Annotated in this window: 26 protein-coding genes; 15 read left to right on the forward strand and 11 right to left on the reverse strand. The window is 61.5% G+C overall.

Features of this window, described 5'->3' with window-relative positions; genetic code table 11:
* Positions 1-25 precede the first annotated feature (25 nt).
* A complete protein-coding gene (locus BLQ41_RS08265; protein WP_090179301.1) occupies positions 26-4,342 on the reverse strand; it encodes a DEAD/DEAH box helicase in 4,317 nt (1,438 codons plus the stop codon).
* 307 nt (positions 4,343-4,649) lie between these two features.
* Here BLQ41_RS08265 and BLQ41_RS08270 point away from each other — a divergent pair, with 307 nt between their 5' ends.
* Both BLQ41_RS08270 and BLQ41_RS08275 read left to right on the forward strand, forming a co-directional pair.
* Positions 4,650-5,534 carry a sugar nucleotide-binding protein gene (locus BLQ41_RS08270; RefSeq protein WP_090179304.1) on the forward strand — a complete coding sequence of 295 codons (885 nt, stop codon included), beginning with the start codon at positions 4,650-4,652 and terminating at the stop codon, positions 5,532-5,534.
* Positions 5,527-6,456: an NAD-dependent epimerase/dehydratase family protein gene (locus BLQ41_RS08275; RefSeq protein ID WP_090179307.1), complete on the forward strand. Its 930-nt coding sequence runs from the start codon at positions 5,527-5,529 to the stop codon at positions 6,454-6,456. The genes BLQ41_RS08270 and BLQ41_RS08275 overlap by 8 nt, the downstream gene beginning before the upstream one ends.
* Positions 6,457-6,581: 125 nt before the next feature.
* Here the strand turns inward: BLQ41_RS08275 and BLQ41_RS08280 are convergent, their stop codons facing one another.
* The 5 genes from BLQ41_RS08280 to BLQ41_RS08300 form a co-directional block, all read right to left on the reverse strand.
* A complete protein-coding gene (locus BLQ41_RS08280) occupies positions 6,582-7,280 on the reverse strand; it encodes an OmpW/AlkL family protein (protein WP_090179309.1) in 699 nt (232 codons plus the stop codon).
* Between the two features lie 221 nt (positions 7,281-7,501).
* The gene (locus BLQ41_RS08285) at positions 7,502-8,020 is read right to left on the reverse strand and encodes a DUF3299 domain-containing protein (protein ID WP_090179313.1); all 519 of its coding nucleotides are present in this window, start codon (positions 8,018-8,020) and stop codon (positions 7,502-7,504) included.
* An 11-nt stretch (positions 8,021-8,031) separates the two neighbouring features.
* Positions 8,032-9,297, reverse strand: a complete 1,266-nt coding sequence (locus BLQ41_RS08290; RefSeq protein WP_090179315.1) for an ABC transporter permease — start codon at positions 9,295-9,297, stop codon at positions 8,032-8,034.
* A gap of 1 nt (position 9,298) precedes the next feature.
* Positions 9,299-10,009, reverse strand: a complete 711-nt coding sequence (locus tag BLQ41_RS08295; protein ID WP_090179317.1) for an ABC transporter ATP-binding protein — start codon at positions 10,007-10,009, stop codon at positions 9,299-9,301.
* Between the two features lie 123 nt (positions 10,010-10,132).
* On the reverse strand, positions 10,133-10,705 hold the full coding sequence (locus BLQ41_RS08300) for a DUF2796 domain-containing protein (RefSeq protein ID WP_090179320.1): 573 nt from the start codon (positions 10,703-10,705) through the stop codon (positions 10,133-10,135).
* Between the two features lie 135 nt (positions 10,706-10,840).
* On the opposite strand from BLQ41_RS08300, the gene BLQ41_RS08305 reads away from it, so the two are divergent.
* Positions 10,841-11,182: a hypothetical protein gene (locus tag BLQ41_RS08305; protein ID WP_090179322.1), complete on the forward strand. Its 342-nt coding sequence runs from the start codon at positions 10,841-10,843 to the stop codon at positions 11,180-11,182.
* Positions 11,183-11,285: 103 nt separating this feature from the next.
* On the opposite strand, the gene trxA is transcribed toward BLQ41_RS08305, so the two are convergent.
* From trxA to BLQ41_RS08320, 3 genes are all read right to left on the reverse strand, one after another.
* Positions 11,286-12,158 (reverse strand): thioredoxin, encoded by an 873-nt coding sequence (gene trxA, locus BLQ41_RS08310; protein WP_090179326.1) that lies wholly within the window; start codon positions 12,156-12,158, stop codon positions 11,286-11,288.
* A 100-nt stretch (positions 12,159-12,258) separates the two neighbouring features.
* Complete coding sequence (locus BLQ41_RS08315) at positions 12,259-12,915, reverse strand: class I SAM-dependent methyltransferase (protein ID WP_090179329.1); 657 nt, start codon at positions 12,913-12,915, stop codon at positions 12,259-12,261.
* Positions 12,912-13,376 (reverse strand): hypothetical protein, encoded by a 465-nt coding sequence (locus BLQ41_RS08320; protein ID WP_090188409.1) that lies wholly within the window; start codon positions 13,374-13,376, stop codon positions 12,912-12,914. The genes BLQ41_RS08315 and BLQ41_RS08320 overlap by 4 nt, the downstream gene beginning before the upstream one ends.
* Positions 13,377-13,504: 128 nt before the next feature.
* On the opposite strand from BLQ41_RS08320, the gene nrdR reads away from it, so the two are divergent.
* From nrdR to BLQ41_RS08380, 12 genes are all read left to right on the forward strand, one after another.
* Positions 13,505-13,969, forward strand: coding sequence for a transcriptional regulator NrdR (gene nrdR / locus BLQ41_RS08325; protein ID WP_003228656.1), 465 nt, complete (start codon positions 13,505-13,507; stop codon positions 13,967-13,969).
* Positions 13,966-15,099 carry a bifunctional diaminohydroxyphosphoribosylaminopyrimidine deaminase/5-amino-6-(5-phosphoribosylamino)uracil reductase RibD gene (gene ribD / locus BLQ41_RS08330; RefSeq protein ID WP_090179333.1) on the forward strand — a complete coding sequence of 378 codons (1,134 nt, stop codon included), beginning with the start codon at positions 13,966-13,968 and terminating at the stop codon, positions 15,097-15,099. The genes nrdR and ribD overlap by 4 nt, the downstream gene beginning before the upstream one ends.
* Positions 15,100-15,145: 46 nt before the next feature.
* Complete coding sequence (locus BLQ41_RS08335; RefSeq protein ID WP_090179336.1) at positions 15,146-15,811, forward strand: riboflavin synthase; 666 nt, start codon at positions 15,146-15,148, stop codon at positions 15,809-15,811.
* Positions 15,812-15,827: 16 nt separating this feature from the next.
* Entirely contained in the window at positions 15,828-16,919 is a 1,092-nt protein-coding gene (gene ribBA, locus BLQ41_RS08340; protein WP_090179339.1) for a bifunctional 3,4-dihydroxy-2-butanone-4-phosphate synthase/GTP cyclohydrolase II, read from the forward strand.
* A 91-nt stretch (positions 16,920-17,010) separates the two neighbouring features.
* On the forward strand, positions 17,011-17,487 hold the full coding sequence (gene ribH, locus BLQ41_RS08345; protein WP_003185938.1) for a 6,7-dimethyl-8-ribityllumazine synthase: 477 nt from the start codon (positions 17,011-17,013) through the stop codon (positions 17,485-17,487).
* Positions 17,484-17,984 carry a transcription antitermination factor NusB gene (gene nusB / locus BLQ41_RS08350; RefSeq protein WP_090179342.1) on the forward strand — a complete coding sequence of 167 codons (501 nt, stop codon included), beginning with the start codon at positions 17,484-17,486 and terminating at the stop codon, positions 17,982-17,984. Before ribH ends, nusB begins: the two co-directional genes overlap by 4 nt.
* A 22-nt stretch (positions 17,985-18,006) precedes the next feature.
* A complete protein-coding gene (thiL, locus tag BLQ41_RS08355; protein WP_090179344.1) occupies positions 18,007-18,972 on the forward strand; it encodes a thiamine-phosphate kinase in 966 nt (321 codons plus the stop codon).
* Positions 18,969-19,472: a phosphatidylglycerophosphatase A family protein gene (locus BLQ41_RS08360; RefSeq protein WP_090179347.1), complete on the forward strand. Its 504-nt coding sequence runs from the start codon at positions 18,969-18,971 to the stop codon at positions 19,470-19,472. Before thiL ends, BLQ41_RS08360 begins: the two co-directional genes overlap by 4 nt.
* Before the next feature lie 22 nt (positions 19,473-19,494).
* Entirely contained in the window at positions 19,495-20,232 is a 738-nt protein-coding gene (locus tag BLQ41_RS08365) for a substrate-binding periplasmic protein (protein WP_090179350.1), read from the forward strand.
* A 149-nt stretch (positions 20,233-20,381) separates the two neighbouring features.
* The gene (gene ribA / locus BLQ41_RS08370) at positions 20,382-20,999 is read left to right on the forward strand and encodes a GTP cyclohydrolase II (RefSeq protein ID WP_045057501.1); all 618 of its coding nucleotides are present in this window, start codon (positions 20,382-20,384) and stop codon (positions 20,997-20,999) included.
* Entirely contained in the window at positions 20,996-21,415 is a 420-nt protein-coding gene (locus BLQ41_RS08375) for an MFS transporter (RefSeq protein WP_090179353.1), read from the forward strand. The genes ribA and BLQ41_RS08375 overlap by 4 nt, the downstream gene beginning before the upstream one ends.
* Positions 21,415-22,215: a cobalamin-binding protein gene (locus tag BLQ41_RS08380; protein WP_090179356.1), complete on the forward strand. Its 801-nt coding sequence runs from the start codon at positions 21,415-21,417 to the stop codon at positions 22,213-22,215. Before BLQ41_RS08375 ends, BLQ41_RS08380 begins: the two co-directional genes overlap by 1 nt.
* Before the next feature lie 109 nt (positions 22,216-22,324).
* On the opposite strand, the gene BLQ41_RS08385 is transcribed toward BLQ41_RS08380, so the two are convergent.
* Both BLQ41_RS08385 and dxs read right to left on the reverse strand, forming a co-directional pair.
* Complete coding sequence (locus tag BLQ41_RS08385) at positions 22,325-24,208, reverse strand: TonB-dependent receptor domain-containing protein (RefSeq protein WP_090179360.1); 1,884 nt, start codon at positions 24,206-24,208, stop codon at positions 22,325-22,327.
* A 158-nt stretch (positions 24,209-24,366) separates the two neighbouring features.
* Entirely contained in the window at positions 24,367-26,265 is a 1,899-nt protein-coding gene (gene dxs, locus BLQ41_RS08390) for a 1-deoxy-D-xylulose-5-phosphate synthase (RefSeq protein WP_090179363.1), read from the reverse strand.
* Positions 26,266-26,308: the final 43 nt, after the last annotated feature.

Below are 26,308 nucleotides of genomic sequence, written 5' to 3' on the forward strand. Positions count from 1 at the left end.
CGCGATGAGGCCCGTCCAGACAACCTCAATGCCGGGTGAGTTTGTTGTGCAGATCGGCAGTCGATTGCTGATCCAGCTCCAGCCAGAACACTTGCTTGCCGGCAATCTCCGCAGCCGCCGGCAAGCCATCGCGATACACCAACCGATTGCTCGCCAACGCCGGCACCTTGGCGCCGGGCAATAAGGTTCCGGCAAGGTTCAGCGGATCAACCCCGCACACTGCGATCAAACTCCCGTCCTGCGGCCGCCGCCGCACTTCACGCAGCAGGGGAATTGCCTCTGGCAACGCAAACTGCTCACCGGCCAAGCCACTGACGAATCGCCCACCCCGAATCTCGCCGCGAGCTTCCAGCCGATGGAACGTGCGCAGTAATTCCCGCCAGCTCGGCAGCCAGTCCGCTTCACGCTCCAGCAAGCGCCAGAACACCACGCCGTAGCGGCGCAGCAAGGTCATGGCGATATGTTCCAGCGTGTCGTTCGGCGTCGCCGCAGGGCGTTTGTTATCCACAACCGGCGCCGTCGGCCCGCGTCGCAACAAGGCCCAGCGCCCGGCATCGTCCATCCCCCCGACAAACGCACCGCGCCCGCGCCGGCTGCTGCGATTCTGCCGTTTACTGGCCGGGGTAATCAGCGCCCGCAGGCCGGCGAAGCTGTCGGCATTCACCAGCCCGGCGCCGACCAATTCCTGCAAGGCAATTTCCAGCTCCGCGCGCAGCAGGTGCGCCTCGTGAATCAGCTCATCGAAAAACAGTGCGCCGTGTTGGCTCAGCGCCTCGTGGACTTTTTGCGTCTTGGGCGAGAGTTCGCTGATCGGCGTCTGCTCGGTCAGGCTGCTCCAGAGCCCGACCTGGCTGCGCGGCAGCAACACAATCGGCGTGCTGCGCAGGGCCGTGCTGGCGGCCTTATTGCGCGCGGTCAGGCGCGTCCAGACCAGTTTGCCGCTGCGGCACAGGTCATCCAGCCAACTCGCCGAATAGCCTTTGATCCGCGTTGGCAGGATGTCGCTGTCCCAGGCGGACGCGGCAGCGGGGTAGCCTTCGAACTGAGAGACGATGGCGGGCAACACCGCGCTACCCTGGCCTTGGGTGGCGGCGGACAGGTGCTGCCAGTCGAACAGAAATCGCATGAAATCCTGCAGCGCCACCGGCTCGATTTCCCGCCGCAGACGCTTAACCGTGTAGCGGTGAATTCGCGCCAGCAGATGCCGTTCGCACCATTCTTCCCCAGAGGCTCCCGGTGTGAATTGGCCGCGCAATACATAACCTTCGCGCTCCAGATGCGCGAGCGCTTGGGTGACTTGCGCCGTGAGCAGTCCCAACGGTTCGGCAATCGCTTCGAGCAGCAATGGACCAAAGGCGCTGAGCCGTGCGCGGATCACTTCCAGCAACGCTTCATCCGGCTCCCAGGCTTCATCGAACCCCGGCAACGCCTCAAGCGGTGGCAGCAAATCGGCCTGTGGATAAATCGCTTGCAGGCAAGTCAGTCGTTCCAGCGCCAGCCACAGCGATTGCCCTGCATTGATCTGCAAACGGCTGGCGCGCCCGCTGTGTGCAAGTGCATTCAGCCAGTCGAGCCAATGGGAATTGGCTTGCGCCTCGGCTTCGGTGATGCACGCCAGGCTCATCAACGCTTCATGCATTTCATCGACACTGGTGGGCGTTGGCCAGGCTTCGTCGCGCACGGCCTGGATCGCTTCACCATCCAGCGCACCGAGGTCGTCAGTGGACTGCGGGTCGGTCCAGCGTCGGTTGAGCACCGCTTGAGTGCGGCGTTCTTCCAGCGGTGCATCGTCGAGAAAGGTGTAGGGGCGGGCGCTGAGAATTTCTGCCGCCAGTGGTGAAGGTGCCGGCAAATCGCGGCTGATCAGCCGCACCTCGCCACGTTCCATGCGCCGTAACAATGCGAGCCAACCTTCGCTGTCCATGGCCTCGTGCAGGCAATCGTCGAGGGTTTGTTCGATCAGTGGATGCTCGGGGATTTCACGTTCGCCGGCGAGGTTTTCCACACAGGCAATCTGATCGGGGAACACGCTGGCGATCAGGTCTTCACTCTTCATGCGCTGGATCTGCGGCGCGACTTTGCGCCCGCCGGTATAGCGCGGCAATGCCAACGCGACGCCGGCGTTCCAGCGCCAGCGCACACCGAACAGCGGCGCATCGAGTATCGCTTGAATCAGCAGGTGTTCGGCGGTGTTGCTGTGCAGATAGCGCCAGACATCATCGAGTTCGAAGCTGTGGCTGGTGGACAGCGACAGCACGATGGCGTCTTCGCTGGCGGCGGCTTGCAGTTCGAAATTGAAGGTGCGGCAAAAACGCTTGCGCAGGGCCAGGCCCCAGGCGCGGTTGATGCGACTGCCGAACGGCGTGTGAATGATCAGTTGCGTGCCGCCGGTCTCGTCGAAAAAACGCTCCATCAGCAGCGTGTCTTGCGAGGGCAGTGCGCCCAGGGTCAGGCGGGCACGGGCCAGGTAATCGACCAGTTGTTCGGCGCTGGCGAGGTTCAGGCCGAGGGTCTCGGTCAGCCAGTCGATGGCCGGTTGCAAATCGCCCTGCGTGGCTCTAAGCAGTTCATCGAGTTGCGCTTGCAGGCGCGCCACGGCAAACGACAATTCGGCGCTGCGCCCCGGCGCTTCACCGAGCCAGAACGGGATGGTCGGCGGCTGGCCCTGAGCATCCTCGACCCGGACCTTGCCGGTTTCGACGCGCAGGATTCGGTACGAAGTATTGCCCAGCTGGAAGACATCCCCGGCGATGCTTTCCACCGCAAAGTCTTCGTTGACGCTTCCGATGTTCAGGCCTTGGGGCTCGAGCAGCACGCTGTAATCGGCGTTGTCGGGAATGGTTCCGCCGCTGGTCACGGCCGTCAGTTTGGCGCCCCGGCGACCGCGCAGGGTTCGGGTCAACGCATCGCGATGCAGATAAGCGCTGCGCAAACCCTGGCGACCGTTGTAGCCCTCGGCGAGCATCTGCAGCAGCGCCTGGTAATGTTTTTCGTCGAGCTCGGCGTAGGGCGAAGCCTTGCGGAACATCTCCAGCAGCGCTTGCTCCTGCCATTCCTGGCAACTGACCTCGGCGATGATCTGCTGGGCCAGGACATCCAGCGGCGCCTTGGGAATCTGCAAGGTGTCGAGTTCGCCACGGCGCACGCAGTCGAGCAGGGCGGCGCATTCGATCAAGTCATCGCGGGTGGTGGCAAACAACCGGCCCTTGGGCGTGCCTCCGACCTGGTGCCCGGAACGGCCGACCCGTTGCAGAAACCCGGCGATCGAGCGCGGCGAAGCGATCTGGCACACCAGGTCGACGTCGCCAATGTCGATCCCCAGCTCCAGCGAGGCCGTGGCGATCAGTACTTGCAAGTCGCCGCGCTTGAGCCGTTGCTCGGCGTCCAGGCGGAATTCCTTGGCCAGGCTGCCGTGGTGCGCGGCGACGGCGTCTTTGCCCAGGCGTTCGCTCAAGTGTCGGCTCAGGCGTTCGGCCAGGCGCCGGGTGTTGACGAAAATCAGGGTGGTGCGGTGTTCGCGGGCCAGGGCGGCGAGGCGGTCGTACACCAACTCCCAGACATCATTGGCCATTACCGCCGACAGCGGCACGGGCGGCACTTCGATGCCCAGGTCCCGTGGACGGGCATGGCCGATATCGATGATTTCGCATTCGCGATCACGGCCAACGAGAAAACGCGAGACCGCTTCGATGGGTTTTTGCGTGGCCGACAGGCCGATGCGCATCAACGGTTCTGCACACAAGGCCTGCAAGCGTTCGAGGCTCAGAGCCAAATGGCTGCCGCGTTTGCTGGCGGCGATGGCGTGGATTTCATCGACGATCACCGTGCGCGTGGTGCCGAGCATTTTGCGGCCGGAATCGGAGCCGAGCAGCACGTAAAGGGACTCGGGGGTGGTCACCAGGATGTGCGGTGCGGTTTTGCGCATCACCAAGCGGTCTTTTTGCGGGGTGTCACCGGTGCGCACGGCGGTATTGATCTGCAGTTCGGGCAGGCCCATCACCCGCAATTGCTCGGAGATCCCGGTCAGCGGGTTTTGCAGGTTGATCTGAATGTCGTTGGACAGGGCTTTGAGCGGCGAGACGTAGACCACGAGGGTTTCGTCGGGCAGCCCGTTTTCGCTTTCCAGGCCACGGTGAACCAGATCATCGATAACGGCGAGAAACGCAGTGAGGGTTTTGCCGGAGCCGGTGGGCGCGGCGATCAGGGTCGAGCGATGCTGGCGAATGATCGGCCACGCCCGGGCCTGGGCGGCGGTGACCGTCGGGAAGGTATTGCTGAACCAGGCGCTGACGGCGGGGTGAAAGCCGTTCAGGGCGCTGTCTGCGGGGATGGGCAGGTTCATGTCTGATTTATGCGGGTGAGTCGGAGAAGATGCAAGTACCGCTCAAGATCTTCGCTGGCTTTTAGGGCCTCATCGCGGGCAAGCCCGCTCCCACAGGGGATTTGTGTACGCCGCAGAATCTTGTGGGAGCGGGCTTGCCCGCGATGAGGCAGCAAGCAGCAACGCAAATCCGGGAGATCTACACTTTACGGATGACGGTTGCGCACTAAACCCGCAAAATGCAACGATTCCGGTAACTATCGATGGCATTGCCTGCGGGTGGTGTCGATAAACCCTTTGTTCCAATCAGACTGGGCCTGCTGACTCTATGCGAATGCGCCTTATGTTACTGGGCGGCGGAAATGCCCTTGGGCAGGCGCTGATTCGCCTCGGTGCAGAGGAAGACATCGGCTTCCTCGCCCCCCGCCCACCGCAAGACGGCTGGGACGCCGCGAGCCTGACGCAGCTGCTCGACGACACTCGTCCAGACGCGCTGATCAACCTCGCCTACTATTTTGACTGGTTCCAGGCGGAGACGGTCAGTGAGCAGCGACTGGCCGGGCAGGAGCGGGCGATCGAGCGCCTGGCCGAACTGTGCCAGCACCACAACATCGTGCTGCTGCAACCTTCGAGTTATCGTGTGTTCGACGGCTCCCGGGCGACCGCTTACAGCGAAAAAGACGAACCGGTTCCCTTGGGCCTTCGGGGTCAAGCGCTGTGGCGGATCGAACAAAGCGTGCGCGCCACTTGCCCGCAACACGTGCTGCTGCGCTTCGGCTGGCTGCTCGATGACAGCCCCGAGGGCACCCTCGGCCGATTCCTCGCCCGGGCGGAAATGCCGGAAGAATTGCTCATGGCCGATGACCGCCGGGGTAACCCGACACCGGTCGACGACGCGGCGCGGGTGATCATTTCAGTGCTCAAGCAACTCGATTGCGCGGCGCCGTTGTGGGGCACCTATCATTACGCCGGGCACGAGGCGACGACACCGCTGGCATTGGGGCAGGCCATCCTGACCGAAGCGCGCAGCCTGCACCCGCTGGCTATCGAAGCACCGACCGCCCAGGCTCACGCCGCGCGCCCGGATGCCGCCGAAGAGCCGCAACACGCGGTGCTGGCCTGCAAGAAAATTCTGCACACGTTCGGGATCAAGCCTCGCGCCTGGCGCGCAGCGCTCCCGGGCTTACTGGATAGGTTCTATCGCCATGGCTGACGGCCCTGTTCTGATCACCGGCGGCGCCGGATTCATTGGCTCGCACCTGACCGATGCCTTGCTTGCCAAGGGGCATTCGGTGCGTATTCTCGATGACATGTCCACGGGCAAACGCAGCAACCTGCCGCTGGATAATCCAAAGGTCGAGCTGATCGTGGGCGATGTCGCCAATGCGGCGCTGGTGGCTCAGGCCATGGCCGGTTGCAGCGCTGTGGCGCACTTGGCTGCGGTGGCATCGGTGCAGGCTTCGGTGGATGATCCGGTGAAGACCCATCAAAGCAATTTCATCGGCACGCTGAATGTCTGCGAAGCCATGCGTCAGGCCGGCGTAAAACGGGTGTTGTACGCGTCCAGCGCAGCGGTCTACGGCAATAATGGCGAAGGTCAGTCAATCGACGAAGACACCGCCAAGGCGCCTCTGACGCCTTACGCTTCAGACAAACTGGCCGGCGAGCATTACTTCGATTTCTACCGTCGCCAGCATGGCCTCGAGCCGGTGATTTTCCGCTTCTTCAATATTTTCGGTCCACGCCAGGACCCGTCTTCGCCGTATTCCGGCGTGATCAGTATTTTCAGCGAGCGTGCGCAGAAAGGCCTGCCGATCACCGTGTTCGGCGATGGCGAGCAGACTCGCGATTTCGTGTACGTCGAGGATCTGGTCGACCTGCTGGTGCAAGCCATCGAGAAGCCACAGGTCGAAGTCGGTGCGGTCAATGTCGGCTGGAACCAGGCGACCTCGCTCAAGCAGATGCTTGAAGCGCTGGAGGCGGTTGTCGGTGAATTACCGCCGGTGACCTACGGTCCGGCGCGCTCCGGCGATATCCGCCACTCGCGCGCGAACAACCAGCGTTTGCTGGAGCGCTTTACCTACCCGGAGCAGACACCGATGAGTGTCGGGCTGGCGCGGTTGTTGGGGCGCTGAGGTTTTGATCGTTCCCACGCTCTGCGTGGGAATGCCTCAATGGACGCTCAGCGTCCGCTTTTGAGACGCAGAGCGTCTCTGGCTACATTCCCACGCGGGAGCGTGGGAACGATCACGACGGTGCCTTAGAACTTGTAGCCCAGGCCAACCATGTAGATGAACGGGTCGACATCCACATTGACCTTGGCCCGAGTGCCGGGAGCCACGGCGTTGTTTTCCACGGTCGCCGTGGTGTCGATGTCGATGTAGCGCACCTGGCCGTTGAGCATGATGTTGTCGGTGATCATGTAGTCAGCGCCGACCTGGAACGCCATGCCCCAGGAGTTATCCGCCTTGAAGTTGCTGAACCCGTTGGCCTGGGCTTCGCTGCTGAGGTTTTCGTCGTAGATCCAGGTGTAGTTGATACCCGCGCCGACATACGGCTGGAACGGGGACTTCGCTGCCATCGGGTAGTACACCACGCTCAAGGTGGGCGGCAGGTGTTTGAGGGTACCGAGTTTACCGTTGGCCGCGCCCAGGGCGGTGCCTTTGAGCTTCACGTCATGCTCGAATGGCGAGGCCGCCAGCAGCTCGATCCCCCAGTGGCTGTCGAACATGTAGGCGAAGTTCAGACCCAGTTGCGTGTCGCTGCTCATGGTGGCCTTGCCACCCAGATTGGTGCCGGCCAACGGGCCTTGGTCGACCTTGACGCTGGAGCTGTCGGCTTCGGGGTTGACGGTGATTGCACCGGCACGAACGATGATGTCGCCTGCTTCGTGGGCGTAGGCGAGCGGGGCTGCGAAGGCGAGGGCAAGCAGCGAAGCGCAGAGCTTGGACTTGTGCATGGAGGGCTCCAAAGGACGTTAAAAATAGTCGATGTCCAATGGTACGGAGGCGTCTGATACGGTCTTTTGATGCAGCTCAATGAAACAGTGATGGTCCGTTTTTTATGGTGCGGCGGATTGCCTCTTCGCGAGCAAGCCGCTTCCACAAGGGATCGCCTAATCCCTGTGGGAGCGGGCTTGCTCGCGAAGGCTATCTATCAAACACCCCATGACGACCAAATTCACTCCGGCAGCTCATACACAAAAATCTTGTCGGCCTCCATCTGATAACCCGCATCCGCCAACTCGCTGGTCGACGCCTTGACCTGCAACGCACCCTCGATCCAGTACGGTTGATACAGCTCATCGAGCTTCACGCCGACGGCGCTTTTCACATGCACGATCTGGTTCGACGGCGGTGGCGGCACATGGATGCAGGCGCCGAAATACGGCACGAGTAGAAACTCCGTGGTGCGACCTTCCTCACTCACTTCCAGCGGTACGATGTAGCCCGGCAAGCGAATGTTCTGACCGTCGAGGCTCTTCACCACTGGCGCGTTGGGCATGTCTTGTTTGGCGGCCGGCGCCGATTCAGCGGCCAGCGCGTTGCCCATCTGCGACAGGTCGTGCAGCGGCGTCATGTTTGGCACTTCCGGCATGGCGTCCGGTGGAATCATTTCCGACCAGGTCAGTTCTTTCGGCTCGGCCGCCCATAGCGGCAGGGCGACCAGCATCAACAGCGCAAGCAGGGCGCGGGGCATCGTTAATGTCCTCATAGTCGGATCGATAGGCCATCGGCCAGAGATTGGCGATACGCGCGCCAGGCCGGCACGCTGCCCATCAGCAGCGCGGCGATCAGGATGCCACCGAGCAGCGTCCATTCATATTCGCTGGGCCAGGCCAGCGGCAAATACAAACCATAATTGGCCTGCACATACCCCTGCGCCGCAGCGATGCACACGTATAGCAGGGCCACGCCGGCAATCACTCCCGACAGCGCCAGGGCAAACGCTTCCAGCACCAGCAAGGTTGCGATGTGCCACGGCCGCGCACCCACCGAACGCAGAATCGCCATCTCGCGGCGACGTTCATTGAGGCTGGTGAGAATCGCCGTGAGCATGCCGATCAGCCCGGTCAGCACCACGAACAGCGAGACCACGAACAAGGCTTTTTCCGCCGTGCTCATCAAACTCCAGAGTTCTTGCAACGCTACGCCCGGCAGGATCGCCAGCATCGGTTCGCCGCGGAATTCGTTGATTTCACGTTGTACGGCGAAGGTGGAAATCTTGTTGTTGAGGCCGAGCATGAATGCGGTGATCGCTTGCGGCGTCAGGTCCATGTTGCGCGCCTGATCGGCACTGATCCGACCGTTGCCGCGCGCGGGCACACCGTTGTGCCAGTCGATGTGAATGGCTTCCATGCCACCGAGGCTGATGTGCAGCGTGCGATCCACCGGGGTGCCGGTGCGTTTGAGAATGCCGACCACGGTGAACGGCTTGTCATCGTGCTTGACCAGACTGATCGCAGCCACACCGTGGGACAGCACCAGTTTGTCGCCGAGCTTGTAGTGCAACGCATCAGCCACTTTGGCGCCAAGCACCACCTCGAACGGATCGGTGGCGAAGGCGCGGCCGTCGGCCAGTTCCAGGTGCTGTTGATGGCCGTACTGGTAATGCTCGAAATACGCCTCGGTGGTGCCCATCACGCGATAACCGCGATGGGAATCACCGAGGGACATCGGGATCGCCCATTTCACTTTCGGGTCGTTGGCGAAGTGCTCGAAGCTGTCCCAACGAATGTTGTTGGTGGCGTTGCCAATGCGAAACACCGAGTACAGCAGCAGGTTCACCGAACCGGACCGTGCGCCGACAATCAGGTCAGTGCCGCTGATGGTGCTGGCGAAACTGGCCTTGGCTTCGGTGCGCACCCGTTCCACGGCCAACAACAGGCAGACCGACAGGGCGATGGCGAACGCGGTGAGAATCGCGGTGAAGCGGCGGTTAGCCAGGCTGGCCAGGGCTAGACGAAACAAATACATCTCAAACCTCGGACGGGGTGGCGGCGCGATTGAGATCGGCCAGCGACAAATGACGATCGAACAGTGGCGCGAGGCTCTGGTCATGGCTGACAAACAACAGGCTCGATCCGGCTTCGCGGCACTCGGCGAACAGCAGGCGAATAAAGTTTTCGCGCGCGTCGTAATCCAGGGCTGAGGTCGGTTCGTCGGCAATCACCAGTTCCGGCTGACCGATCAATGCGCGAGCAGCGGCGACCCGCTGCTGTTGGCCGATGGACAGCGAATCGGCGCGACGGCTGAGCAGGCTTTCATCCTTCAGGCCCAAATGGGCGAGCAGGGTGGCTGCGGCCTGATCGACGCTGCCGTGTCGTTGTTTCGCCCGTTCGGCACGCAGTTTGGAGAAGTGGCAAGGCAGCTCGACGTTTTCGCGCACTGAGAGAAACGGCAGCAAGTTGAACTGCTGGAAGATGTAGCCGGTGTGATCGACGCGAAAACGGTCACGTGCGCCGGCACCGAGTTCAGTCAGTTCCTGGCCCAGCAGGCGAATGCTGCCGCGATTGGGCTTCTGCACGCCGCCGAGCAGGCCGAGCAGGGTGGTTTTGCCACTGCCGCTGGGGCCTTTGAGGAACAGGGTTTCACCGGGCTCCAGGCGAAATGCCGGGATATCCAGTAGCGGCGGGTGACCGGGCCAGCTGAAGCCCAGGTCGGACAGTTCGATGAGTGCTTGGGTCATGGCGCCGATTTCGTTGTTTTGATGACCTGTAGGAGCTGTCGAGTGCAACGAGGCTGCGATCTTTGAAAGATCAAGATCAAAAGATCGCAGCCTCGTTGCACTCGACAGCTCCTACAGGGGGGATTAGAACTTGAGAGCCGCGGCCTTGGCGGTCACTTCAACCCCTTGCTGACCGCTCGGGCTGATCAGTTGTACCTGAATCTTCTGGGTCGCCGGGAACGCGTTGAAAATAGTCGCCAGGTCCAGGGTTTTCAGCGCACCCGGGGCTGCGCAGGTGAATTGATAGTGCGCGTGGATTTCGCTGTGGTCGTGGTGATGTTCGTCCTTGGCGTCTTCATCATGATCGGCATCTGGCTTGTCACCGAACAGCGGGCTTTCCAGTTCCTGGGTCGCCACTGTGCAGCCGGCGGCTTTGGGCAGGTTGAATAACGTCAGCGGTTTCTCCAGCTGCGCGCGGACGGCGGCGACCTTGGCTTTATCGGCATCGGTGGTGGCGGCGTGTTCGAAGCCCACCAGGTTCATCGCCGGGCTTTCCAGCTCCAGTTCCAGCGTCTGGCCATCCAGCGCCGCGTTCAGGCGACCGACGCCATGTTCGTGCGCACCGAGGCTGCCGTGCTCATGGTCATGTTCATCCGCGGCGTGGGCTACGGCCAGCGGCAGCAGGGCAAACGGCAAAACAAGAAGCAGACGGCGCATGAAGGGTCTCCGGAAAGTAAAATGAATAAATTGTTATGTAATCTTATAACGAAAGTGCGGGGAGTTTGACCGCCTGCTTGGCGTTGCGCAAGTCACATGGGAGCATGCACGTCAGAAATGTGCGGGAGCAGACTCATGTTGCGAATTCGCGGAAGCATCGGCGACTGGCCGGTGGATTTGACGCTGGAGATGGATGACAGCGATTGGGCGCGACTCGGTGCGCAGCTGCAAGTGACTCAGCCTGAGGCCGTTGCGGCGTCGGCCAAACCGGTGAATCAGGATGATGCGCTGTGGCAGATCGCCAAAGACCTGCTGCGCAAGGCCGGGCAATTGAGCGGGCCGGATTTGCTCGATCAGCTGGAAGGGCTGACCGGCAGCGCAGCCTCGGGCAAACGCCTGTTGGTGCGCCTGCGTCACTGCGCCGATGTGAAGGTGACGAGCGGCGGCGATACGCCGCTCTATAGCTGGATCCAGTAAACCGCAAAAGATCGCAGCCTCGTTGCACTCGACAGCTCCTACATGGGATTTAACTTTCCTGTAGGAGCTGTCGAGTGCAACGAGGCTGCGATCTTTTGATTTTTTAATAAAGCGCAGCAAACAACTTGCGGCGGTACGTGGTCACCAGAGGATGATCGTTGCCCAGCAGTTCGAACACCTGTAGCAAAGTCTTGTGTGGCAAACCTTCGCTGTAGCTGCGGTTGCGGATGAACAGTTTGAGCAACGCATCCAGCGCGGCGTCGTATTGCTGGCGGGCCAACTGCTGGATCGCCAGTTGATAAACCGCCTCATCGTCCTGCGGATTTTTCGCCAGGCGTGCTTTCAGGTCCGCCGCATCCGGCAAGTCCTTGGCCTGACCGAGGAACTGGATCTGCGCCTTGGCGCCGGCCAGCGCTGCTTTGTGTTCATCGCTTTTCACCGCATCCAGCACGGTTTGCGCTTCGCCCAACTCGCCACGTTCAGTCAGGCAGCGGGCATAGAGAATCAGTGCGCGAGCGTTGGTGTTGTCTTCGCCCAGGAGCACTTTGAGTACGGCTTCGGCGTCGGCGAAACGGCTGTCGTCGAACAAGGCCTGAGCCTGCTCGATGGGATCGGTCGCTGCCGGTGGTGGCATTTGAACGTGAGGCTCGAGCATTGCCCGCACCGCCGATTCCGGTTGCGCGCCGGCAAAGCCATCCACCGGTTGACCGTCCTTGAACAGCACCACGGTCGGCAGGCTGCGAATGCCGAAACGGGCGACGATGTCCTGTTCGAGATCGCAATTGACCTTGGCCAGCAGCAACTCGCCCTGATAGCTCTCGGCGATGGTCTGCAGCATCGGCATCAGCACTTTGCAGGGCGCACACCATTCGGCCCAGAAATCCACCAGCACCGGTTTGTGGAAGGAGGTCTCGATCACCGACTGGTCGAAATCGGCAGTCGTGGCGTCGAAGATGTACGGCGTTTCCTGACTCATGGGGGATCTCTTGGAAGCGTGAATGAGGTCACTATACGGCTTGGGGGTGGGCGGCCGAAAGTCGGAGCAATGATCGTTCCCTCGCAGAGCGTGGGAACGATCATGTCCGGGTGGCGTGGTAGAGGCTTACATAGCGAAACTCTTCAGGCTCGGCCAGATCCGGCAGGGTCATCGCTTCCAGCATCTCGATGCGTTGATACAACGGATGACGAAAATCCCTCACCCGCGAATCCGCCACCAGCGCCTGCTGGCCACGGCTCAAAAACTCATCGAGCAATGGCAGGTTCGCCCGGTCATAGAGCACATCGGCCACCAGAATCAGATCGAAGCGATCCGCCTCGGCGAAAAAATCCGTCGAGTAGTTGAGCTGTACGTCATTGAGTTCAGCATTGGCCCGACACGCCGCAATCGCCAGCGGGTCCAGGTCACAGGCCACTACTTCCAGCGCGCCAGCCTTGACCGCGGCAATCCCCGCGACCCCGGAGCCGGCGCCGAAATCCAGCACGCGTTTGCCTTTGACCCACTCCGGAAATTCGGCGAGGTAACGGGCAACCGCCAAGCCGCTGGCCCAGCAGAAACTCCAGTACGGTGGTTCGTGCAGAATCCGCCGGGTTTCTTCCGGGCTGAAAGCGCGGTCCATGTTGTCGCCGTCGATCAGCCAGAGTTTCAGTTCGCAGTCCGGCAAGGCGACAGGCACAAGCTGCGCATCACCGAGCAATTGCCCCAACGCCTGTTGCAGGTCGAACGGTGCAATCATGGCGCTTTGACGAATTGCAGCTGGCCCAGTGTTTGCGTCGTTGGCTGGGTAATGATCTGCGACGGCAGATGCAAAATCAGCTGGCCGGACTGGCTGGCGCGGCCGCGCAGTTCAACGCGGGCACCCACCGGAAACGATTCCGGGTTGAAACGCAGGTGAAACGGCAACACTTGATTGGTGCCGATCAGGCTGGAGCTGGCGAGCAGTTGTTGCGGGCGGGCCTTGTCATCGATCACCAGCAACGCCAATTCGACTTCGGCGCCGGCCGGCACGCCTAGCAGGGTGCCACTCAATTCGCGCTGATAGGCGGGCAACGGACCGAGGTTGGCGGACTCTTGGGCTTTCTTCTGCGCAGCCTGCGGGGCGGGCCCTGGCGTAGGCGGCTGGGGCTTGGGCGCATCGCTGCTGCAGGCCACCAGCAGGCTGAAAAGACTGAGCATAACGAGCGGTCTTAGGGACATTTGCGGCTCCAGCAAGGTGAAATCCATGGATCAAGCTCTATAACCCGTCTGTATACCGCAAACCCTATGGCTTGTCTTGCCACGGGGATGCGCTACCATGGCCCTCCCTTTTTTTGTTGCCTGCCACCATGCACTGTCCCTTCTGCGGTGCCAACGACACCAAGGTCATCGACTCGCGTCTGGTCGCCGAGGGCGAACAGGTGCGCCGCCGGCGTGAATGCCTGGCCTGCGGCGAGCGTTTCACGACGTTCGAGACTGCTGAACTGGTGTTGCCGCGCCTGATCAAAACCGACGGCAGCCGCCAGCCGTTCGACGAAGAAAAACTTCGTGCCGGCATGCAGCGAGCGCTCGAGAAGCGCCCGGTGAGTGTCGAACGCCTGGAATCGTCGCTGGTGCACATCAAACACAAGCTGCGCGCCACCGGCGAGCGCGAGGTCAAATCCCTCGTGGTCGGTGAACTGGTGATGGCCGAGCTGCAAAAGCTCGACGAAGTCGCCTACATTCGTTTCGCCTCCGTGTATCGCCGCTTCCAGGACCTCAATGAGTTCCGTGAAGAGATCGATCGCCTGGCCCGTGAGCCGGTGAAAGAATGACCACTTCCCCCGAACAAGCCATTCTCGACGCCCATTACATGGCTCGCGCCCTGGAACTGGCGCGCAAAGGTCATTACTCGACGCACCCCAACCCTCGGGTCGGCTGCGTGATCGTGCGTGACGGCCAAATCGTCGGCGAAGGCTGGCATGTACGCGCCGGCGAACCGCATGCCGAAGTCCACGCCCTGCGCGCCGCCGGTGACAAGGCCCGGGGCGCAACGGCTTACGTGACCCTCGAACCTTGCAGCCACCACGGCCGCACGCCGCCCTGCGCCGATGCGCTGGTGAACGCCGGTGTCGCGCGAGTGGTGGCCGGGATGCAGGACCCTAATCCTGCGGTCGCCGGTCGCGGCATGCAGCGTTTGGCCCAGGCCGGTATCGCCATTGAAAGCGGTGTGCTGGAAGGCGAGGCGCGCAAGCTCAACGAAGGCTTTCTCAAGCGCATGGAACACGGCTTGCCGTTCGTGCGAGTGAAGTTGGCCATGAGCCTGGACGGTCGCACGGCGATGGAAAGTGGCGAAAGCCAATGGATCACCGGTCCGGCCGCACGCTCGGCGGTTCAACGCCTGCGCGCGCAAGCCAGTGTGGTGCTGACCGGCGCCGACACGGTGCTGGCCGATAATGCCCGTTTGACCGTACGCGCCGATGAGCTGGGGCTGGACTCCGAGCAGACCGCACTCGCCATGAGCCGTCCACCACTGCGGGTGTTGATCGATGGCCGTTTGCGCGTGCCGCTGGACGCGCCGTTCTTCAAGGCCGGCCCGGCCCTGGTCGCCACCTGCATGGCGGTCGAAGAGCAATACGCCAATGGCCCGGAATGCCTGATCGTGACGGGCGAGGATGGTTTGGTCGACCTGCGCAAGTTGCTGGTTGAACTGGCCCATCGCGACGTCAACGAAGTGCTGGTCGAGGCGGGCCCGCGCCTGGCAGGTGCTTTTGCCCAGCAAGGTCTGGTGGATGAGTTCCAGATTTTCATCGCCGGCAAGTTCCTCGGCTCATCGGCACGACCGCTGCTGGACTGGCCGCTGGCGCAAATGAAAGACGCACCCGAGCTGAAAATTACCGAAATCCGCGCGGTTGGCGATGACTGGCGAGTCATCGCCATTCCTGTGCCAGCGGCGAGCGTATAATTCCCGGCCTGCGTCACGCGTCGGCCCTGTTCTCGAGGAGGACTCCATGTTTACCGGCATCATCGAATCCATCGGCAGTATTCGTGCATTGACCCCAAAAGGCGGAGATGTGCGGGTACACGTAGAAACCGGCAAGCTCGACTTGAGCGACGTCAAACTGGGCGACAGCATCGCGGTCAACGGCGTGTGCCTGACAGCCGTTGAATTGCCGGGCAACGGCTTTGCGGCGGACGTGAGTCGCGAAACCCTCGACTGCACGGCAATGAATGATCTGAAAAGCGGCAGCCCGGTGAACCTGGAAAAAGCCCTGACCCCGACCACACGCCTGGGCGGACATCTGGTCAGCGGTCACGTCGATGGCGTGGGCGAAGTGGTTGCCCGCACCGAGAACGCGCGCGCCGTGGAGTTTCGCATCCGTGCGCCCAAGGAACTGGCCAAGTACATTGCCCATAAAGGCTCGATCACCGTCGACGGCACCAGCCTGACCGTGAATGCGGTCGATGGCGCTGAGTTCCTGCTGACCATCATTCCGCACACCCTGAGCGAAACCATCATGGCGTCGTACCAGCCAGGTCGCCGGGTGAACCTCGAAGTCGACTTGCTTGCCCGTTATCTGGAGCGCCTGTTGTTGGGCGATAAGGCCGCAGAGCCTACAAAATCCGGAAACATTACCGAAAGCTTTCTGGCCGCCAACGGCTACCTCAAATCCTGACTCAAGGGGGTGCCTTGTGGCGCTCAATAGCATCGAAGAACTGGTTGAAGACATCCGCCAAGGCAAGATGGTCATCCTCATGGATGACGAAGACCGCGAGAACGAAGGCGACCTGATCATGGCCGCCGAGTGCTGCAAGGCCGAACACATCAACTTCATGGCCAAGCACGCCCGTGGCCTGATTTGCATGCCGATGAGCCGTGAGCGCTGCGAACTGCTCAAGCTGCCCCTGATGGCGCCACGCAACGGTTCCGGTTTCGGCACCAAGTTCACCGTGTCCATCGAAGCGGCCGAAGGCGTGACCACCGGCATCTCCGCTGCCGACCGTGCGCGCACCGTGCAAGCGGCTGCGGCGAAAGACGCCAAGGCTGAAGACATCGTCAGCCCGGGCCACATCTTCCCGCTGATGGCCCAGGCCGGCGGCACACTCGCTCGCGCCGGTCACACCGAAGCGGCTTGCGATCTTGCGCGCATGGCCGGTTTCGAGCCGAGCGGCGTGATCTGCGAAGTGATGAACGACGACGGCACCATGTCCCGTCGCACCGAACTCGAAGCCTTCGCGGCTGAACACAACATCAAGATCGGCACCATCGCCGACCTGATCCACTACCGGATGATCCACGAACGTACCGTTCAGCGGATTGCCGAGCAGCCTTTGGACAGCGAGCTGGGCCAGTTCAACCTGGTGACCTATCGTGATTCCGTGGAAGGCGACGTGCACATGGCCCTGACCCTGGGCACCGTGTGCGCTGATGAACCGACCCTGGTTCGGGTGCATAACATGGACCCGCTGCGCGACCTGTTGATGGTCAAGCAACCGGGGCGCTGGAGCCTGCGCGCCGCGATGGCTGCGGTGGCCGAGGCTGGCAGCGGCGTGGTGCTGTTGCTGGGTCACCCGCTTGATGGCGACGTGTTGCTGGCGCATATCCGCGAAACCGCGGATCAGACTGCAGTGAAAAAACCGACCACCTACAGCATCGTTGGTGCCGGTTCGCAGATCCTTCGGGACCTGGGCGTGCGCAAAATGCGTTTGATGTCCGCGCCAATGAAATTTAATGCGATATCCGGTTTTGATCTGGAAGTTGTAGAATACGTGCCCTCCGAATAATGACCGGTTGTTCCCGGCCCTGTATTCGCGGTTCAAATATCACTGAGGGATGCGTAGAAAACGCGTCCCGGCTCTTTAAGAGATCTAACGAATGACCCTGAAGACCATCGAAGGTACCTTCATCGCCCCTAAAGGCCGCTACGCTTTGGTAGTGGGCCGTTTCAACAGCTTCGTCGTTGAAAGCCTGGTCAGCGGTGCAGTTGATGCCCTGGTTCGCCATGGCGTGAGCGAAAGCGACATCACCATTATCCGTGCGCCTGGCGCCTTCGAAATTCCCCTGGTTGCGCAGAAAGTCGCTCAAAAGGGTGAATACGCGGCAATCATCGCCCTGGGCGCGGTCATTCGTGGCGGTACTCCGCACTTCGAATACGTGGCGGGCGAATGCACCAAGGGCCTGGCCCAGGTGTCCATGGAGTTCGGCGTTCCGGTCGCTTTCGGCGTACTGACCGTTGATTCCATCGAACAAGCCATCGAACGTTCCGGCACCAAGGCCGGTAACAAAGGTGCTGAAGCTGCCCTGTCCGCTCTGGAAATGGTCAGCCTGCTGGCGCAGTTGGAGGCCAAGTGATTAGCGACGAAAGTGATCGTTTCAACCCGCGCGATCCAAAGCCTGCGGATGCCGGCAAGCCATCGAAAAGCGTCAAGCGTCGCGAAGCCCGTCAGCTCGCGACCCAGGCGCTGTATCAATGGCACATGGCCAAGCAGTCGCTGAACGAGATCGAAGCGCAGTTTCGGGTCGATAACGATTTCAGCGATGTCGACGGTGCCTACTTCCGTGAAATCCTGCATGGGGTTCCAGCGCAGAGGGACAGGATCGACGCCGCGCTCAAGCCTTGCCTGGACTTGACCATCGAAGAGCTGGACCCGGTTGAACTGGCGGTATTGCGCCTGTCCACCTGGGAACTGCTTGAGCGTGTCGACGTGCCGTATCGCGTTGTGATCAACGAAGGTATCGAACTGGCCAAGGTCTTCGGTTCCACCGACGGCCACAAGTTCGTCAACGGTGTGCTCGACAAGCTGGCCCCGCGTCTGCGTGAAGCTGAAGTGAAGGCGTACAAGCGCTAATCAGCGCTTGTACGGCTGCCACATGGGCGAGTTTGAGCTGATCCGCAATTTCTTCGCCGCCGCGCCTTGTGCGCAGGGCGGCGAGGGCGTTGCTCTCGGAATCGGCGATGACTGCGCCTTGCTGACCGTTCCCCCCGGGGAGCAGTTGGCCATTTCTACCGACACGCTGGTTGCCGGCGTGCATTTCGCAGATCCCTGCGATCCGTTTCTGCTCGGTCAGCGCTCGCTGGCCGTCGCGGTCAGCGATCTGGCCGCCATGGGCGCCACCCCGATCGCCTTTACCCTTGCCCTGACGTTGCCGACGGTGACCGCCGATTGGTTGCAGGCCTACGCCCTTGGTTTGACCGTCATGGCCCAAGGCTGCGGTGTGGCTTTGGTGGGCGGTGATACCACTCGCGGCCCGTTAAGCATCACGATGACGGTGTTCGGGCGCGTGCCGACAGGTCAGGCGTTGACTCGCAGCGGGGCGCAGCCAGGCGATTTGCTCTGTGTGGGCGGCGAGTTGGGAAATGGGGCTGGCGCGTTGCCATTGGTACTCGGGCAGCGAACCGCCGATGTGGCCATCGCCGATCCGCTGCTGCGCCATTACTGGTCACCGCAACCGCAATTGGCTCTCGGTCAGGCGCTGCGGGGCAAAGCCACCTCGGCGCTGGATATCTCCGACGGTCTGTTGGCTGACTGCGGGCATATCGCCCTGGCGTCGGGAGTCGGCATTCAGGTTGAACGGGACCGATTGCCGCTGTCCAACGCTTTAGTGGCTTTCCTTGGCCAATCGGGTGCCGAAGGCGCAGCCTTGAGTGGCGGTGACGATTACGTGCTGGCCTTCACCTTGCCGCCCGTCGAATTATCCGCGTTGCTGGACGACGGCTGGCCGATACATGTGGTCGGGCGTGTTGTGGCAGGGCAGGGCGTCGTGCTGCTGGATGCCGATGGACAAGACATCACCCCGCAAACCCGCGGCTATCAACATTTTCGGGAGACACCGTGACAGATCATCCCAAACAGGTCCCGGCGGAATTCGTACCGCCGTCGGTCTGGCGCAATCCCTGGCACTTCCTGGCGTTCGGCTTCGGCTCGGGCACCTTGCCAAAAGCACCGGGCACCTGGGGGTCGTTAGTTGCGCTACCCTTTATCCCGTTATGGCAGATGCTGCCCGATTGGGGTTACTGGCTGATGCTGGGCGTCACCATGCTGTTCGGCTTCTGGCTGTGCGGCAAGGTTGCCGACGATTTGCGGGTACACGACCACGAAGGCATCGTCTGGGACGAAATGGTCGGGATGTGGATCACCCTGTGGCTGGTGCCGGAAGGTTGGTATTGGTTACTGGCGGGATTCCTGATGTTCCGCTTCTTCGACATTCTCAAGCCCTGGCCGATTCACTGGATCGACCGGCATGTGCACGGTGGCGTCGGGATCATGCTCGACGATGTATTGGCAGGCGTGTTTGCGTGGCTGGCGATGCAGGGGTTGGTATGGATTTTCGCCTGACAGGCGAAACAGGGGACTAAGGATGGCTCTGCGCTGGTTGGCTATGATGGTTTTCACCACATTTTGCTCGCTTGCCAGCGCGGGCGATGCCGTGACGACACCGTCGGTGATTCATCTGGCCAGCGAAGACTGGGAAGACTACACCGCCGCTGACGGTCATGGCCTGGGTTGGGACGTGCTGCGGGAGGTGTTCGAGCCGGCCGGCGTCAAACTGGACATCCGGACAGAGCCCTACATCCGCTCCATCGGCCTTGCACAACGTGGCGACATCGACGCCTGTGTCGGCTCCTATCGTGATGAGACCCACGACCTACTCTATCCGCGCTGGAATTTCGATACCGATCACATCTATGCCTTGGGGCTGGCGAGCAATCCGGCGCCGACCCCGCAAACGCTGGGCAACTATCGGCTGGCCTGGGTCCGTGGCTACAGCTTCGAGAATTACCTGCCCAACGTGAGCCGCTATAACGAAGTCGTTCGGCGCACCGGTATTCTGTCGATGCTGACCCACAATCGAGCCGACTACTACATCGACGCACTGGCCGAGGTAGATTATGTCCTCAAGCGGGCCAAGGATCCGGCGCAGTTTCGTCGCACACACGTCGCAGATTTGCCGCTGTACTTGTGCTTCGCCGATACGCCCAAGGCGCGCACGTTGATGGCGCTGTTCGATGAACGCATGGAGCTACTGGTGAAAAGCGGTCGACTGAAACCGATATTCGAGCGCTGGAAACAGCCGTATCCATTCGATTCGAACTGAAGACACATCCTCTTGTGGGGGACTGTTGTGGGCCTGAGATCAAACTTTTTGATCGTTATGCCCCATAATTCAGCCTAAGCGTCCACGGGAGCGTGCTGTTACAATGCCGCGTCTGCGAATCTCCAGTACTTTTGATCAGGAGCACACCGGTGCCTGTCGTTTTTGTCGCCGCTTCCAAGCTGCCAACGCCTTTTGCGCAATTCACCATGCACGGCTTTCTCGATGAAGAAAACGGGCGCGAGCACGTTGTGTTGAGCCTGGGTGAGTTCGACGATGGTGCCCCGGTACTCGGCCGGTTGCACTCCGAATGCCTGACGGGCGATGCCTTGTTCAGCCAGCGTTGCGACTGCGGCTCGCAACTTGAGGCAGCCTTGCAGGCCATCGCCCGTGAAGGGCGCGGCGTGCTGCTTTACCTGCGTCAGGAAGGCCGGGGCATTGGCCTGTTGAACAAGATCCGCGCCTATGAATTGCAGGACGGCGGCGCCGACACCGTTGAAGCCAACGAGCGTCTGGGCTTTGCCGCCGACCAGCGCGATTACGCCATGTGCCTGCCGATGCTGGAGCACCTGGGCGTGAAATCCCTGCGCCTGATGACCAACAACCCACGCAAGGTCAAAGCCTTGACCGACATGGGCATTGTGGTCGCCGAGCGCGTGCCGCTGCACACCGGCCATAATCCGCACAACAAACTCTATCTGGCGACCAAGGCCAGCAAGCTCGACCACATGATGGGCAACGAGCATCAGGGCGAGGCAGACCGGGCGTGACGCGCGGTCAGGTTCGGCGGCGGTTGTCGTTCAACTGGTGGCAGTATCTGGCCCTGGCCTTGCTGCCGCTGTTCGTGATCAATGGTGTGTTCGGTCAAAGCGAGGCGATTCTGCCGGTGCTGGCGATGCCGTTGTTCATTGCTGGCGTGGCCTCGATGTTCGTCAGCCTGAAGTTTTTCGGTGGCTACAAACACGCGCTGATCGCCACCCAGAAAGCCCTCGACACCCCTGAAGAGCCCGCAGCCTGGATCGCCCTGGCCGCCAAGCGCCGCGTCGCGTTCCTGGCGGCTGCACTGCCGGCCTGGATCGGCGCGCTGGCGGTGTTCGTCGGCCTCGAAGCGGTGCCCTTGGTACTGCTCGCGCTGTCGACCACGGTGCTGTTCTACCTCTACCGTATCCCGCGTCAACTCGGCTGATGGTTCGTGTCTGGCTGGCGGTGTTGCTGCTGGCCGTCAGCGGCTCGGCGTTCGCGGCCTTGCGGGTTGTCAGCCTCGCGCCGTCACTTTCTGAAATCGTTGTCGAATTGAACTCGGCGGACCTTCTGGTCGGCGTGCTGGATGCCGGTGAGCGTCCTGCCGAACTCGACGGTCTTCCATCCGTTGGCCGCTACGGTCAGTTGGACATGGAGCGGTTGCTCAGCCTCAAGCCCGATTTATTGCTGCTTTGGCCGGGCAGCGTGGGGCCGGCCCAGCGTGACCAGCTCAAGCGATTGAATATCCCCACCTACGTCGCCGAACCGCACAACCTCGGCCAGCTGACCGCGCAGATAGAAGCGATTGCCGCGCAGCTCGGCCGGCCTGAGCGTGGCGTGTCATTGGCCGCAGCGTTGCGTCAGCGACTGGTTGCCCTGCGCCAGCGCTATCGTCGGGATGAGCCGTTGCGGGTGTTTTATCAGGTGTGGGACCGGCCGCTGTACACCGTTGGCGGCGGGCAGATCATCAGTGACGCGCTTGAAGTGTGTGGCGCGCGTAATGTGTTCGCGGACCTGACGCTGCCTGCGCCGCAGGTCAGCGTCGAGGCGGTGTTGCAGCGCAATCCCGAGGTGATTCTGGCCAGCGACCAGGCGCAGCTCAACGCATGGAAGGCCTGGCCGCAGGTCGCGGCGGTAGCGCGGGGTCAATTGTTGTTGGTCGCGGATAAGGGGCTGGAGCGACCGAGTGGGCAGATGATCGAGGCGACAGCCAAACTCTGCCAGTTGATCGCGCCGGACCGCTGAGACCGAGGCGCATTCATCGCGGGCAAGCCCGCTCCCACAGGGATCACGCAAACCCTGTGGGAGCGGGCTTGCCCGCGATGAGGTCAGTGCAGCCGATACACATTCCAGATCAGATTTCAGGCGTCCAGGTCACCCCGAACATCCACGCCCGTCCTTCTTCGCGATACCCGTACTGACTGCCCTCATGGCTGTACAGCGCCCGGCTGTAGCCCTTGTCCAGCAGGTTGTCGACCTTCAGCTCAAGCTTGATCCCGCGATTGAGCTCCCAGCTACTGCGCAACCCGAGTAATGCATACCCGCCCAGAGCTTGCTGATTGTCCTGGTCGTCATAACTGCTGCTCACCGCCTGCCAAGTGGCGCCGAGCCCGAGCTGGTCAAACTGCCGATCCAGATCCAGGCTCAACGTCCGTCGCGCACGACGAGCCAGGGTGTGACCGCTGTCGCGATCCCGTGGGTCGATGATCGCCACGCCAAGGTTGCTCTGCCAGCCGAACAGTTCTTGTTTGAGTGCCGCTTCAAAACCGTTGATTCGCGCCGAAGCCACGTTCTGCGGGCGTGAATTGCTGCCGAAAATAATCGCGTCTTCAAGGTTTGTGCGGTACAGCGAGGTTTCCAGTCGGCTGCTGTCGGTCAACTGGCTGCGCCATTGCAGCTCATAGCTTTTCGAGGTTTCGGGCTTGAGGTCCGGATTGCTGAAATCCGGGTAATACAGATCGTTGAAGGTTGGCGCGCGAAAGCCTTCGCTGTAGGTCAACAGCACGTCGTTGTCCGGGTTCAGCGGCAGGGTAAAAGTGCCACTCCAGCTGTTCTGGCCACCGAACTGCTGGTTCTGGTCCCGGCGCAGGCCCAGTTCCGTGGAGAAACTGTCCGACTGGTAGCGATGCTGGATAAACGCCGCACGGTTCCAGCGGCTGTCCTCGTCGAAGGGTGTGCTGCTGTTGATCCGGTCTTCGTACCAGTCGCCGCCGAGGATCAGGCTGTTGCGCTCGTCGAGCGTCAGGTCGTTCTGCCAGTTCACCGAATCACGGTAGGTGTTGAACACGCTGCGCTCGTCGCTGAGCTTGTCGAGGGTCTTTTCGCGGTTTTCGCTGTGGCCAAATTCGACGCGGGTTTTCCAGAGGTCGTTAACCTGGGCATCGACGTAACTGCTGATGCTGCTGACATCGAAATCGCTGTAAGGCTGCTGCTGCACCGATTCGAAGGTATTCGTGTCGAAGCGCCCGAACGGGTTGTCGAACTCGCTTTTACCGCGGTTATCGAGGACGTTGGCGCCGATTTCAATGTCATCGGTGAGGGCGTGGCTCAGGCTCAGGCTGAGCGACTTATTGCGGTACTCGTCGTGATCGCCGTCGCTGGGATACGACTCGTGAGTGCGATTGAGCCCGGCGCTTTCATCGAGGCTGGTGCCAAGGTTGAAACGGGTTTTGTCATCGCCGCCAGACACGCCGAGGCTGCGTTCCCACGTCTGATGGCTACCCAATCCTACGTGCATGCGTGGCTGCAATCCCGGTTCGCCGCCACGACGGGTGAAAATCTGAATCACCCCGCCAATCGCATCGCTGCCGTAAATCACCGAGCGCGAGCCACGCAACACTTCCACGCGCTCGACCTGTTCGATGTTGATGTGTTGCAGGTTACTGTCGCCAGAGGTCGAGTTGCCAATCCGTTGGCCATCCACCAATACCAGGCTTTGCGCCGAGTTTGTGCCGCGGATGTAAATCCCCGGCAGACTGCCGCGCCCGCCGGTTTGTGCGACTTGCACGCCAGGTACGCGACTGAGCAAGTCAGTGACGCTGACCGGTTGCAGGCGGTCGATGTCCTCGCGGGTGAACACGGTATTGGCGGCGCTGCTGTCGTTGCGCGCTTCGACCTGGCGGTTGGCGCTGATCAGAATGTCGGGCAGCTTCAGGGCGTCATCGCGTTCGAAGGTGTCGGCCAGCAGTGGGCCGGCCGGAAGAAGCGTCAGCGTCAGGGCGAGGGGAGAGAGTTTCATTGGGCAGTCCGTTGGTGCTTTAAAGCGAACACAAATTTTGAAAGGCACAGAAACCACTGTGGGAGCGGGCTTGCCCGCGATGGCGGTGTGTCAGTCAACAAATGTGTCGACTGTCAGTCCGCCATCGCGAGCAGGCTCGCTCCCACAGGGTGATGCGTTTAAATATTTAGCAGTTCTAGGCGCTGACGAATGGAAGCTTCGATCCCTGCCTCATCCAGTCCGCACTCAGCCAGCATTTGCGCAGGCTTGGCGTGTTCGACGTAGCTGTCCGGCAAGCCCAGATGCAGCATCGACTTGAGGATGTTTTCCCTCGCGAGGAACTCGCTGACCGCGCCACCGGCGCCGCCCATGATCGCGTTCTCTTCTAGGGTGACCAGCAATTCGTGGCTGGCGGCCATTTCGCGAACCAGTGCTTCGTCCAGCGGTTTGACAAAACGCATGTCGACCACGGTTGCATCCAGCGTCTCAGCGACTTTCAGCGCTTCGGCTAATTGCACGCCAAACACCAGCAGGGCGACTTTGCTGCCCTGACGACGAACCACGCCTTTGCCGATCTCGATCGGCTCAAGGTTTTTCTCGATCGTTGCATTCGGACCGGATCCGCGTGGGTAACGCACCGCCGCCGGGCCATTGAACAGGTGACCGGTGGTGAGCATTTTGCGCAGTTCGTTTTCGTCGCTCGGCGTCATCACCAGCATGCCGGGGATGCAACGCAGGAACGACAGGTCGAAGCTGCCGGCATGCGTCGGACCGTCTTCGCCCACCAGACCGGCACGGTCGATGGCGAACAATACGTCGAGGTTTTGCACGGCGACGTCATGGATCAGTTGGTCGTAACCGCGTTGCAGGAACGTCGAATAGATCGCCACCACCGGTTTGGCGCCTTCACAGGCCATGCCGGCGGCGAAGGTTACGGCGTGCTGCTCGGCAATCGCCACGTCGAAGTAGCGCAGCGGGAAGCGCTCGCTGAAGGCCACCAGATCGGAACCTTCCTTCATCGCCGGGGTGATGCCCACCAGGCGCGGGTCGGCGGCGGCCATGTCACACAGCCATTCGCCGAACACGCCGGAATACTTCGGCCCGCTGGCTTTTTTCGGCGCGGCCGCCGGAGCGTCCAGCGGTTCGAGCTTGGTGATGGCGTGGTAACCGATCGGGTCGACTTCCGCCGGGGCGAAGCCTTTGCCTTTCTTGGTGACCACGTGCAGGAACTGCGGGCCTTTCAGATCGCGCATGTTGCGCAGGGTGGCGATCAGGGTCGGCAGGTCATGACCATCGATCGGGCCGATGTAGTTCCAGCCCAGTTCTTCGAACAGCGTGCCGGGGACCAGCATGCCTTTTGCGTATTCTTCCGTGCGACGGGCGATTTCCCAGGCGCCGGGCAGGCGTGACAAGACCTTTTTGCTGCCTTCGCGCATGCTTGCGTAGGTGCGGCTGGAAAGAATCTTCGCCAGGTAATTCGACAAGCCGCCGACATTGCGCGAGATCGACATGTCGTTGTCGTTGAGGATCACCAGCATGTTGGCGTTCACTTCCGGCGCATGGTTCAGCGCTTCGAAGGCCATGCCGGCAGTCAACGCACCGTCGCCGATCACGGCGATGGCCTTGCGATCACTGTTCTGCAGGCGGGCGGCAATCGCCATGCCCAGCGCTGCACTGATCGAGGTGCTGGAATGACCGACGCCAAAGGTGTCGTACTCACTCTCGGAACGGCGCGGGAAGGCGGCAACGCCGTCCTTCTGGCGCAGGGTGCTCATGCGCTCGCGACGGCCAGTGAGGATTTTGTGCGGATAGGCCTGATGACCCACGTCCCACACCAGCCGGTCGTCCGGGGTGTCGAAGACGTAATGCAACGCAATGGTCAGTTCGATGACGCCCAGGCCGGCACCGAAATGCCCACCGGTCTGACCGACCGTGTAGAGCAATTCCAGGCGCAACTCATCGGCCAGGGTTTCCAGCTCGGCTTCGCCTAACCGGCGCAGGCCGTCCGGCGTGTTGGCACGGTCGAGCAGGGGCGTGGTCGGGCGCTTGCGGGGAATCTCATGAAACGTCGTGGGCATCAGGCGAATCGTTATAGGTATAAAAGATGCGGCAGTTTACCTG

Origin of the sequence: Pseudomonas arsenicoxydans (assembly GCF_900103875.1) — a bacterium.
Taxonomy (GTDB): domain Bacteria; phylum Pseudomonadota; class Gammaproteobacteria; order Pseudomonadales; family Pseudomonadaceae; genus Aquipseudomonas; species Aquipseudomonas arsenicoxydans.